This is a genomic window from Clostridium sp. TJA020 (assembly GCF_058310295.1).
Window position 1 is genome coordinate 534,173 of record NZ_JBZEFC010000001.1, and the last position, 12,430, is coordinate 546,602.

Below are 12,430 nucleotides of genomic sequence, written 5' to 3' on the forward strand. Positions count from 1 at the left end.
AATAAATTTTTCACCTATACTTAAACTTTTTAGGATTAATAGCAAAACTGTTAATCTTAAAATTTAGTATATTTTACTATTTATTCACTTACAATATTTTCGGAAATTTTCAGTAAATCTTATATTTCCATCCTTATTTATAAAAATACCTTCTACCCCATCTATAGAATTTATAAGATCTAACCCCTCTCTTTCACCAAATGATAATGCTATTGTACTTAACGCATCTCCATCCATAGAATCATCAGATATTATAGTCACTTGAAGTAAATCTGTTTCAAAAGGTTTACCACTTTTAGGATTTATTATATGATGATATACTTTGTTCTCTTTTTCAAAAAATCTCTCATATATTCCCGAAGAAACAACTGATTTATCACATATTTCTAAAACACCTAATACTTCACCTCTTTCTGAAAAAGGTTTCTGAATACCAATTTTAAAATTTTCTCCGTTATCTTTTTTTCCTATGCATAATACATTACCACCTAAATTTATTATCCCGCTACTTATCCCCTCTGAAATTAAATACTCCTTTATCTTATTTGCTATATATCCTTTAGCAATTCCACCTAAATCTATTGACATTCCATTTTTTTTAAGTCTGACATTTTTTCTATTAATAACTATATTTTTATAATTTACGAGTTTTAAATTTTCATCAATATCTTTTTGATTAGGAATAACCTTTTTTTCACTTTTAAAATTCCAAAGTTTTAAAAGTGGCTGAACGCTAATATCAAAATTTCCTTGAGAAAGTTTACTGTAATATATACTTCTATTTATTATATTTAGTGTTTCATTGTGAACATTAAAACCATCCATTCCACTATTGTTTACATTATAAATATCACTGCCTTTTTTAGTTTTACTAAGAAGAACTTCATAATATTTACATAAATCAAAAGCTTTTCTTAATATATATTCACCATTATTACAATTGCAATATATACTAATTTCTACAACTGTATCAAAATAAAACCCTTGCATAAAGAAATTATTTTTAAAAAAACTATCCTTTCTATCTACTAGTACATCTTTCATTTAACTTCTCATATCCTCCTAACTTAATAAATTATAGAAATTGATTATCATTATCAATATCGATTCAAAAAAAAATTTACACTGAATAATATTTGATTCTTATACTTTTTATCTTATCTTCATTATTCATTTTAATTAAATTATTTTTCAATAAACTCTATAATTTACTTTTAATAATAACATAGCCTGATTTATGTTTTTCATCATTTTTTTATATTTTTTCGAAAAAAAATGATTTTGCAAATCCAAGCAATTTCATTTCATCCACCGTAAAATTACAATGATTTTCTAAAAATTTTATATGCTCTAAATGATTTCAATAATACTCTATGTATTATTAGATACAAATATTAATTACGCATAGACATGACTTAAAGTTTAGAATAAAAAGAAATATACGAGCATATAAATATTCAATTGGTGTTTTGGCTAGTATAATTGCTACTATGGTTATTGGTGGAGCTGCTGCATTCTTTTCTGTAGCAGCATTTTGGGCAGAAACTTCATATGACGAAGTTTGAACTAAATCATCAGTGTATTATAAATATAACCGAATAAGCAGAAATAGAACTAAATTTATTACAAGCTTCTATTCTAATTCTTAAAGAAACAATAAAATAGTCCCTATTGTTACTACATTTGAAAAAGGATTAAGGTGATACTTAGATGGGTGTATATGAAAAGAAATTATTAAAAAATGGTTTTTTATTTTTAATTCTATTTTTGATTTTTAAATATCCACTTAGCAAATTTTGGAGTAAGAATCATATATTATGGCATTTGTTTTACTTACTATTATTACTATAATTCAAATATTAAATTTTAGGCTAAAACATAAAAAATAAAATAGTACTTAAACATTCCTTTTTATTTTCCAAATAAAACAAGGACTCCAAAATCAATGTCCTTGTTTTATATAATGTTAAACTGGAATTTACTATAAAATATCAGCATATATTTTATCATTATCTTTTGTAAAAACAACTTCTGCTGGAAACAAATTTGTTCCCATATTCGCAAATCCTACTACAGACATTGCCCATTCGCTTAAAGTATTAGGTAACCTATAACAGTAATTACCTCCACGTTCTGCTATAGTAGCCAATGGAATCCCTTCCTTGCTAAATCCAATTGAAAGAACGTGGCATTTGTAACTTCCATTCGGCACCTTTAATAATGGTTGTCGTTGTACATCAAAAAACACTTTTGCATTTCTTTGATTTAAAAAAAAATCTTTTTCATCTGATGTTATAAAATTAATTGGAAGTTTATTTCTCATTTTAGAAAAATAATCTTCAAGATACTTACATGCACATGTATTAAAGTATTCACTTTGCATATTAATATCCTGTTTTAATTCTTCTGCTGAAGAAAACTGATTCATATAATTTAAAAGTGCAATAAACACTATTAAATCATCAGAGTACTTGCTTAAAAATGTTTTATACAAATCATTATTTGATTTACAAATTATATTATACATCTTCTTGTACAATTCAAATTGCTCTTCAGTAAGTGAAAACCATTTCTGGTTTAGAAGCTTCTTTTCAGGTTTATCGTTAGAAGAATCATATCTTAAAGAATTATGCAGAGATTTAAGCAATTTTGAAATTAATCCTGCAAACATATCAGAAATACGTACTCCTACTGAATCTTTTGAATCAATTTCTATAGCAGTATTAAAACCTACATACTTAGCTGCATTTAGTGTATTGCTATTGCCCTCTTTATCTATTATCAGATTAGGATTTTTTATTTGTCTATATGTCAAATATTGTTTAAATCCTAAAAAAGCTATATTATAATCCCAATTAATAGTATTAACATCACTGATATCATTTAAAACCTCTAGAATTTCTCTAAAATTCTTGCTTTCTTTTTGTTTTAATGCTAAGTCTAATTTATTTTTTTCAATTCTCTCTTCCAAAAAAGCTTTCAAAGCATCTATAAGTTCTCCTGTATTTTCAAATACTCTCTCAATTATTTCTTTTGGTCTATACATCAAAATAGCTTTTACTATTGAATACTTCATAGCATCCATATCATGCATAAAACTATTTTCATAACCATCAAAAATTTGAGAAATTATAAATTCAATCTTACTAATTACTGCAAAATAAATAGAAATATTTTCATCAAATAATGACAAAAAATCATCAATAAAACAAATATTCTCTTTATTCATAGAAGCAAATCCATTATAAAAGTATTTTTGCTTGAGTGTCTGACTTTTTAATTCTCCTTTAGATTTACGATCACTGTATTTTTCTTCAAATAGAACATAATTATCAAATATTGAATTTTCGTTTTCGCTTTTCCATCCGACAAAAGCAGCAATAAAATTATCATAATAATTGTCAGAAGTTACCGTATTAAGATTGATTTTTCTGCTATGCTCTGATTCATCATAATAAAAATGATATTGTGTCATAAATTCTTCCTCCCCTAATAATAATTCTCCTATACTAATTAGTAATTTTATATTTTTCAATGAAACTTAATTTAAAGTTAACCTTATCTTATATTTTATAATAATAAATCTAAATTTTAATACAAAAACGTAAATTTTACCAATTAAATCTTATACAATATTTTTTATTTTCTAATAACCCAATTACCTTCCTTCTCTAAAGTTAAACTATATTGAGAGATTTGTATTGCTTTTGTCTGTTGATCTATATATTTTACACTAGTTGATACTTTTATATTTTTACCTTCTCTTTTGAAAATAGGATTTACTAATTCTGAAAATATATATTCTTTATTTATAGGTTTAAGTACATCTTCTTTTACATAGTATTCTAACTCATTTTTAGATGCATTTGGATATAGTTTAAAGAATGTATTTAAAAATTCTGTAATTTCTTTAATTGTTTTTTGATCTATTGTACTATCTGTTTCTTCTTTCTTAGGTTCATAATTTAATTTTTCTGGCATTTGAGATAATGTAGGATTTTTAATAATTATCATATTTCCAGAATTATCTCTTCTAACTACAATTTCATATGAAGATATAACATCTTTTACCTCTTCTCCCTCTTTTATAGTCTGCTCCACAGAATACTTAACATCAAGTTCATTTTCTTTAGTCTGATTTACACTCCATATCTTAACATTTTTTACACTAGAGCTTGTTGGAATGTCATTTCTTATTGTATCTCTATTTAATTCCTGCAATTCTTTTATGAGATATTCATTAATTTTAGATGTTCTTCTTTCAATAGATTCTTTATTATTTTCCCATGAATAATATTCTTTAGCAAAGTTTTTCACAAAATTTTCAATACCATTTGTATCTATAATTTTCTGTTCTATAACTTCTTTTTCATGAATAGTATGTTTATCTATTGCAGTAAAATTTTTATAAACACCAAACACTATACTTATAATTAAAACAATCCATAAGACAAGTACAGACTTTCTATTTTTGCCTAATCTTATAACTGGTATCTTATTTACTTTATATTTTTTATCCTTTTTTCTTAACATATTTTCACCTCATCTATTTTTTATTCTGCCTGCTCCAATTAAATGTTCCTTCCAATAGCTCCCGGTTAAATCTGCATACCCAATAGGATCTCCTGCATGATACATTTTGTTATTTCCAACATATATTCCAACATGAGTTACATAAGTTCCAGCATTATATGTCCCATGAAAAAACACTAGATCTCCTGGTTTTGCTTGATCTAGTGTAATACGCTGCATAATATCATATTGCTCTTGTGCTGTTCTTGGTAAATTTATTCCTGCTTTTTTAAAACACCATTGTGTTAACCCGCTACAATCAAAAGAAGTATTTGGATTATCTCCTCCAAATACATATTTCCACCCTTTATACTTTAATGCTTCATTTATGATTATTTTAACTGTTTCATTACTAAATTCACTTGTTCCAATATACTGAAGTACTAATTCTACATAAAATTGATTCCCATATTTATATCTCCAACCACCATTTTTAGCAATAGCTATTGGATTAGTATAAGTTACCTTAACTCCCTGAGCCATATTTTGTGAAAATCTTTCTGCTAAATTATAATTATGAATTTTTCCATTACTTTGAATATAATTTAAATATCCAAATCCATAGTTATATGCTTGTATAGTTGAATTCAGATCACAGCCTTTTTCTTTTGAGGTCTTTAAAAGGTTTGAAAAATATCTACATCCTTGTTCTATTGATTCTTCTGTTCCTAAAGTATTAGGTGAAAGTCCTAGTGATTCTGAAGATTGCATAACATCAACTAAAATTCCACCTGATTCAACTTGCATAATAGCAAGTAAATAATTTATATACTCTTTAATATCATATTTCTGAGCATATCTCTCAACCATAGGCTTATACTTTAAAACTTCTGGTGATAAATTCATTCCTATTATATTTTGATTTCTATATTCATTAAAATTTTCATCTGATATTAAAGGGATAAACAGTAAAATTACTCCAAAGATAAATAAGAATATACTAATAAAAATAATAGATATCTTTATTTTCATTGTTTTCTCACCTTATTCTCAGGAGTAAGATTAGATTTATTTTTTATTTTTCTCTCTTTACTATCTATGTGATTATACTTAGAATCTTTGAAATTAGACTTGGTATTATGTCGTTCTATTTTAATAGTTTTACTGTTTTTTAATTTTTCATTTTGATTATTTTTAACTTTATTAGGTGACTCTTTACCTTGATTTGTAATATCTCTTTTTTTATGAAGAATTTCTTCTGTAGGTATTTCTATTTTATTTATAGAATTACTTTCTTCTAAATTCTTACCATTAACTATTTTTTCTGAGATTGTTGGTCTAATATTTTTTCCTTTTTTATTTTTCACATTTTCAGAACCAATTGAAGGTTTATCTTTTAAACTTAAGTAGTTATCTATATTTTTATTATCTGTAAAATTTTTATCTTTAGATACTACTACATTCCCTAATTTAGCTCTTTTTTGAGCTATAGTTTCCCTATGATTTTGCTGCTTTTTATCTCTACCTTGTTGACGCTTTTCCTTTTCTTCTACGATACCTCTTTTAAAATCAGATATATTATATTTAGTTTTTTCTTTTGTATTATGAATGGCATATTTAGTCTGTATAGGTATATCTTTTATATTTTCCTTAACTTGTCTTGATTTATCAGCTATATTTTTCTTTGTATCTATAACTGCACCAATATTATTACCCATACGTTTTGAGAAACTTTCTTTATTAATTAATTTATTATAGTTATCTCTACTAGGTAAATAATCTACTCTTTTTTGTAAGTTATTTATATTACCTTTATTACTTCTGTTAAGTGATAGTTTGTTTTTGTCTTTTCCTCTAGATATTAAAGCTTGTCTTATATAACGTTCTATATGTTTACTCTTATTTTGCATCTTTCTATATGGCTTTCTAAAGATACGACTACTCATATTTTGGCTATCCCTTGAGTGTAAGCTAAACATCCCCATTATATCTCCTAACTTCATATAAATACCTGCAAATGTTACTATCTGCAAAAATGAAATCATAAAAAATGGATAATCTTTAGATATGGTATAAAACATTGTTGATATACTAAACGCTACAGTTATAATAAGAGTTATTCCAGCTCTCATCATGATAGTATTAAATAACTTTACAACTGCTTGTCTTCCAATACTTTCATATGAGGGTATCATAGATAGTAAAAAACTTAATGGCAAAAATATAGAAAAAATAATAAAAAGTATCTGTGAAAATATCATCATAGATACTAATAAAAATACAAAAATGGTTATTCCTATATTAAATATAATTAGAAAAAACACCTTACCTAATCTACTTATAACTTCTGTTATAGTCAAATTATTATTATGTTTCTCTTCTATTTCAGTTTTAACTATTTCCTCTCTCTTTTTTCCATCATCTTCACCTGGATCTGTCGAAATTAACTTCTCTACTCTTTCTTTCCCTATTTCTTCTATGTTAGAATTTCCATATTGTAATAACATCCATGGTTGTTGCACTTGTATAGAAAACAAATTATCTCTAATTAGATTTATACTATCTTTTCCTTCACTATTTGAATTAGAAATTACAATTTTCGTTCCTAAGTTCAAAGCAGCCGTACTAATATCAGAAGAAAACTCATTTACTTTTTTAATGTAATCAGGAGCATAAGCAATAAAAGATGCAGATATTATAAATATCACAACGAAATTAATAACAGAATTAATTGCCTTAGTAGTTTCTTTTTTAACCAATCCTATATATGCTACGTAAATTCCAAGAATCAAAATAAACAAAAGTAGAAAACCTATATAAAATCCATTATTAGATATTCCGTTTTGATTGATGCCAGCAATTGTTTGAATGCTCTTACCTATTGAATCTGCCATGTCATTAATAAAATCTAATTTATATGCTTCTTGAACAACATATCCAGTTGCATTTGATAGGTATAAACTTATTATCCAAATAAAATTTGTTATGCAATATAACCCATACTGTACTGATTTGCCTATTCCATCAGTCCAATTCCAAGGAAGCCACCCCCAAGAGTTATCAACATAAAAATCAAGCTGATAATTTCCTATAGGGTACATTGAATATATATTCTTTGAATTTATAGTTTCATCTACCAATCCTTCTGCATAAACTACAAATTCACTTATATAGATAAAAAATAATACAAGTATTACTATTAAAATACTTGTCCAGCTTAAATTTCTAAATACCTTCGATTTCATTAATCCACCTCTTTTCTTATAGGTGGTCTTGTATCAAATGCAGTAAGGAGTTCTTGAAAAACTGGATGGATTTGTATTACTCCAACTCTTCCATATAAGTCTTGTATTAAACACTGCCCATTTTCTAACTCTCTTAACCTTTTTTGATTATTCTCATCTTCTTTATCTACTCCAAAAAATTCAAGTGTTCTCTTAATTTCATTAATATCTGTACTTCTAAATGCAAACTTTAATCCAATATTATTTTTTAAATTTTCATCTGATACATCTCCTGCATTTTGAGTAACAAAATATACTCCTGCATTCATAGCACGCCCTGCTCTAACTAATTTATTAGATAAAGTTTTTCCTTGTGCTACATTAAGGAATGTCCAAGCTTCATCTAAATCTACTATTTTAAAAATACTTCTATCTGAATGAATAAAATCTAATGCAAAGGTACTAATTACTATCAACATAGCTACTGAAAGGCTTTCCATTGTTGTATATTCTTCAAAAGAAGTATCTTTATCTGGCAAAACAAGATCTGCAACTTGTATTATATTCATTTGTTTTTCTAGATTAATTGAACCTTTAATATTTCCATCTGAGAAAAGTAATTGTGCAAAATCATAGTCTGTAAAACTTTCAATATGATCTGCAATGTTATTTGATATTTGAGAATTATCTTTCCTTAATTCATCTATTACTTTTAAAAGTCCTCTACATTTACTCTGAGTAACATTTCTTATTGCTTTTCTAAGTATAGGAAACTTCTCTCCATCTCTACTACTTATTCCTGTAAGAAAAGTTAATATATCAATAGCTAAACTTTCACTATCTTTTATTTCTTTCATAATTACATATGGATCTAACATTCCTTTATTTTCTATATCACTTGTTAAATTAACAATGTTTATTTCATGAGCTATCTCTGGTAGGTCTTCCTTCCAATTACCACGTTCAGCTTTTGGATCTACCAAAACAGCTTGTCCTCCAAACAATACTGTATAGTAAACAATTAAATTATTAGCAAATGACTTTCCCCCTCCTAATGAACCTAAAAATGCTGCTGCCAATGCATTAGTTACAGAACCTTTTACTCCTTGGCTTGCAAGAGATGGTTTCAGATATACGTTTCTTCCGGTATCTAAACTATATCCAATATATATTCCTTCATTTTCTCCAAGTTGTTGAGTTGCCCCAAAGCCTAATCCTGCTAAAAAATCACTAGTTACATATTGAATATAATCATTTATATATCTTTTGCTTGAAGGTATAAATTCATTATGAAATCCTATCATATCTCCCATGGGACGTACTAACTTTACATTTAGATCATCATAAAAATCCTTAACCTCATCACAACGACGTTTTAATTCATCAATGCTATCTGCGGGTACTCTAATTACATAACTTAACTTATACATTGATTCTTTTGTTTGATCTAAATTATTTTCAAGCTCATTTACAGCATCTAATGCTTCTACTATATTTGTTCCTGTTTCATTTCCGGCCTGCCAAGCATGATTATCTAAATCTTTTAATTCTTTTTTCTTATTTCTAACTGTAGTTAAAGCCTTTTTATTTGTTACAATTTCTACATTCATACTAGTATCAATAGGAAATGTAAACTGTTGTTGCTGATAATAGAATATCTCACTAGAGGGAAAATCCATTTCTCCAATAATACTTTCAATAGTAAAATAAGCTACAAAACTTTCTGAATCCTCATGTGTAATTTTTAAGTATCTTTGCTTCTCTTCTATAAGACATCTAGTTGGCTTTATAAGATCGTATTTCTTTACTAATGTTTCTCTTTTAAGTTTCTTTGTAGGTAAATGGTATTGATAATCTTCAAAAGCTGTACCTTTCTTTCCATAATTATGTTCAATTAAATAGCCAAAATCATTTTTATCTAACCTTCTAACTTTAAATCTTCTTGAGATTTTATTTTCTAATAACTTTTCCATTTTTGAAAATCTAATGATCTCATCATTATTTATACTGACAAAATCACCCATCAATTTATTATTAACATCATATATAAAATCTGATAGATTAGCTAATATTGACTTTTTTATATTCTTTATATTCATTTCTTCTTCTGTAACTAAAAGCTTAAATCCAATAAAAAAGCGATAATCAATTTGATTATCGCCAATCATAGAAACAAGTGCTTCTGTTTGCTCATCTATTTTTTCATAAGCAATTTCTTTTAATTTTCCTGTAATATTTTTCTTTGACCTTTCTTGTGTAGATCTTATAGAACTTTCAGTGGCTATTTGAAGTGCATGAATTTTACCATTTCTACTTTGTGATATTAATTGCCTAAAACTATCGTGTACAATAAATTTTTGTTCTGCTGATAAGAATGAATAGTTATATGGTATTAATTCATAGTAAGCAAAACATTCTCCCTCCTTATTAAATACAAGATTATTTTCTATATATTTTATGGGGAACATATAATTCACTCCTTACTATAGTTATATTTTCATCAATAATTTTATTTTTAAATTTAATACTTTTTCCTGCATATGTTATTTTAGGTCTTAGTGAATATAGTATTATTGACTTTAAAAATCCATATGGTTTCTTTCCATCAAAAGTCTTTTGAGACATAAACCAAGTTATAAAAACTGGTATTCCAAGATATTTTAGAAATGCTCCTTCAATCATAGATAATGGAGGTAACTTCCCAAATAATATGATTATAAATAGTGTTAATACAAACCATGTCATTTGTGTAAAAGTAACTGGAAATGGAAGTTGAAAATCATTTATTGCATATATAACCTTCTCTACATTCCAAATACCTGTATACGACTTAATCTTTTTCAATCATAATCCTCCTCTTCTATTTAGGATCTATTTTAAATTGCTTTTAATATTAAACATAAAAAAGTGAACAAACTAATTGTCCACTTTTAACTCGCAATATATTAAGATTGTTCCTCAAATTCTAATCGCTAGATTGAAATTTTTCAAATTATATGTCTACTGCTAATTTTAAAATATTAATAAAAGTATTTTTTGTAGTTTCTTATATGCTCATTATTTCATAATGAAGTTCTGCATCAAGTCTAATTTCATTTAGCCTTTGCCATACTCTATATAAAATAAAAATAAATTTATAACTATAATGATTTTCTATTAAATTGGCTAATATACCTCTTACATACTCTTCTCTCTCATAAAGATTCTCTTCATCACATATTGTAGTTAAATGACTTCTATACTCAATATAAGATTTACATTCAAATTCATATAAATCATTTATGTATTCATAATATTTTTTTTCTGATAAAAATCTAATATGTCTTTCCATATAATATTTTTTAGAGTCTTCAATTGAAACATCTTTTTTGCAATTTTTAAATATCTCATAATAAATATATAATGTTGTATACTTTAATTCTTCATAATCAATTTTTCCAATTGGCTCAAAAATGATCTCATAAATATTTTCATATAATGCTACTCCTAAAATTGGATCAACAAAATCTCTATCACTCCATGAAAGAAGTTCTGAACATACTTTTTCAAGATTAAAATATATTCCTTTTGCTATATTTCCACAGTATTCTATTAAAACATCAAGATTAGTCATTTTAACTGTTTGGTATTTAATGTCTCTTAACTTAAGAAATTGTAACATTGTTCTTGTAATAAGTAATGGGTCATATCTTCTTGTGTCATCATTATGTTTGATTTCAGAAAAAATATCATAATTTTTAATTGAGAAAAATTCAGGTTTAAATTCATCCTTCATGATTTTTTTCACTAAATCATATACAAAATTAGACTCTCTTTCTTTAGATTGATTATCATGCCCAAATAAGCTCGTTCCAAAATCAATAATATGAGTATGTAATTCTTTATCTATTATAATATTCCCACCATGTAAATCACCATGAATGATACCAGCTTTCTGATAGTTTTCTACTGTTTGTAATATTTCCTTACAAATTTTAATTCTATCCCATTTATTGTGATCATCCTTAATCCATTCTTTTAATGACTTACCATCTATATATTCCATTGCACACATATAGACTAACCCATTATGTGATATGCTTGCATCATAAATAGTTACAATATGCTCATCTTTTAATTTTGAAATTTTTCTTACTTCTCTTAGATATTGTTCTTGAGAAACTTTTCCATTTTTAGCCTTTTTATGAGGAAGCCATATTTTTATTGCATCAATTCTTTCTGTTATTTGATGCTCAGCCTTTACTACTACACCATTAGCGCCTTCACCAATAACTTCAAGTAAATCATATCCTGCACATTGAATACTTTTCCATTCATTTTTAATATTAATTTCTAGTTTACCATTATCAAATTTGTACTTTTCATTACTCATAGTATTACCTTCTATCTTTATAATTTTATTTGATTAAATATAGCAACATAACACAATATATAATTATATCCAATTAACACTTTTTGTTTTTAGTGCATTATATAGCTGTCAGATAAATAGGACTTTAATTATAAATAAGTAAGTACGAACTAAAAGTGAATAGGTATTAGATATAAGTTAATTTTTACCATCACTTTTAATTCTAATATAAATTCCTATTTATAGAGTATTAAAACTAAATTAACTCATTTTTTAATATATTTCTTTAAAATATATATTTTTATTATATATTAAAATTGGATTATATTTCCATAAAAATTAA

General features: G+C 25.8%; 8 protein-coding genes. All 8 read right to left on the bottom strand.

Features of this window, described 5'->3' with window-relative positions:
• Nucleotides 1-84 precede the first annotated feature (84 nt).
• The 8 genes from AC4FQ1_RS02875 to AC4FQ1_RS02910 all read right to left on the bottom strand — a co-directional run bounded on the left by AC4FQ1_RS02875 (nucleotide 85) and on the right by AC4FQ1_RS02910 (nucleotide 12,108).
• On the bottom strand, nucleotides 85-1,044 hold the full coding sequence (locus AC4FQ1_RS02875) for an FAD:protein FMN transferase (protein ID WP_057537804.1): 960 nt from the start codon (nucleotides 1,042-1,044) through the stop codon (nucleotides 85-87).
• 937 nt (nucleotides 1,045-1,981) lie between these two features.
• Entirely contained in the window at nucleotides 1,982-3,475 is a 1,494-nt protein-coding gene (locus tag AC4FQ1_RS02880; RefSeq protein ID WP_057537803.1) for a hypothetical protein, read from the bottom strand.
• Nucleotides 3,476-3,639: 164 nt separating this feature from the next.
• Nucleotides 3,640-4,533: a conjugal transfer protein gene (locus AC4FQ1_RS02885; protein WP_057537802.1), complete on the bottom strand. Its 894-nt coding sequence runs from the start codon at nucleotides 4,531-4,533 to the stop codon at nucleotides 3,640-3,642.
• A gap of 9 nt (nucleotides 4,534-4,542) precedes the next feature.
• Nucleotides 4,543-5,544, bottom strand: coding sequence for a bifunctional lytic transglycosylase/C40 family peptidase (locus AC4FQ1_RS02890; protein WP_491168878.1), 1,002 nt, complete (start codon nucleotides 5,542-5,544; stop codon nucleotides 4,543-4,545).
• Nucleotides 5,541-7,757: a CD3337/EF1877 family mobilome membrane protein gene (locus tag AC4FQ1_RS02895; protein WP_491168879.1), complete on the bottom strand. Its 2,217-nt coding sequence runs from the start codon at nucleotides 7,755-7,757 to the stop codon at nucleotides 5,541-5,543. The genes AC4FQ1_RS02890 and AC4FQ1_RS02895 overlap by 4 nt, the downstream gene beginning before the upstream one ends.
• Nucleotides 7,757-10,204 (bottom strand): conjugal transfer ATPase TcpF, encoded by a 2,448-nt coding sequence (gene tcpF / locus AC4FQ1_RS02900; protein WP_491168880.1) that lies wholly within the window; start codon nucleotides 10,202-10,204, stop codon nucleotides 7,757-7,759. The genes AC4FQ1_RS02895 and tcpF overlap by 1 nt, the downstream gene beginning before the upstream one ends.
• On the bottom strand, nucleotides 10,176-10,580 hold the full coding sequence (locus AC4FQ1_RS02905; RefSeq protein ID WP_491168881.1) for a conjugal transfer protein: 405 nt from the start codon (nucleotides 10,578-10,580) through the stop codon (nucleotides 10,176-10,178). The genes tcpF and AC4FQ1_RS02905 overlap by 29 nt, the downstream gene beginning before the upstream one ends.
• 202 nt (nucleotides 10,581-10,782) lie before the next feature.
• On the bottom strand, nucleotides 10,783-12,108 hold the full coding sequence (locus AC4FQ1_RS02910; RefSeq protein WP_491168882.1) for a protein kinase domain-containing protein: 1,326 nt from the start codon (nucleotides 12,106-12,108) through the stop codon (nucleotides 10,783-10,785).
• Nucleotides 12,109-12,430: the final 322 nt, after the last annotated feature.

Excerpts from the sequence above, each read along its gene's own strand:
- AC4FQ1_RS02875 (WP_057537804.1), bottom strand. The coding sequence starts at position 1,044 with ATGAAAGATGTACTAGTAGATAGAAAGGATAGTTTTTTTAAAAATAAT.
- AC4FQ1_RS02890 (WP_491168878.1), bottom strand. The coding sequence starts at position 5,544 with ATGAAAATAAAGATATCTATTATTTTTATTAGTATATTCTTATTTATC.
- AC4FQ1_RS02885 (WP_057537802.1), bottom strand. The coding sequence starts at position 4,533 with ATGTTAAGAAAAAAGGATAAAAAATATAAAGTAAATAAGATACCAGTT.
- AC4FQ1_RS02895 (WP_491168879.1), bottom strand. The coding sequence starts at position 7,757 with ATGAAATCGAAGGTATTTAGAAATTTAAGCTGGACAAGTATTTTAATA.
- AC4FQ1_RS02880 (WP_057537803.1), bottom strand. The coding sequence starts at position 3,475 with ATGACACAATATCATTTTTATTATGATGAATCAGAGCATAGCAGAAAA.
- AC4FQ1_RS02910 (WP_491168882.1), bottom strand. The coding sequence starts at position 12,108 with ATGAGTAATGAAAAGTACAAATTTGATAATGGTAAACTAGAAATTAAT.
- tcpF (WP_491168880.1), bottom strand. The coding sequence starts at position 10,204 with ATGTTCCCCATAAAATATATAGAAAATAATCTTGTATTTAATAAGGAG.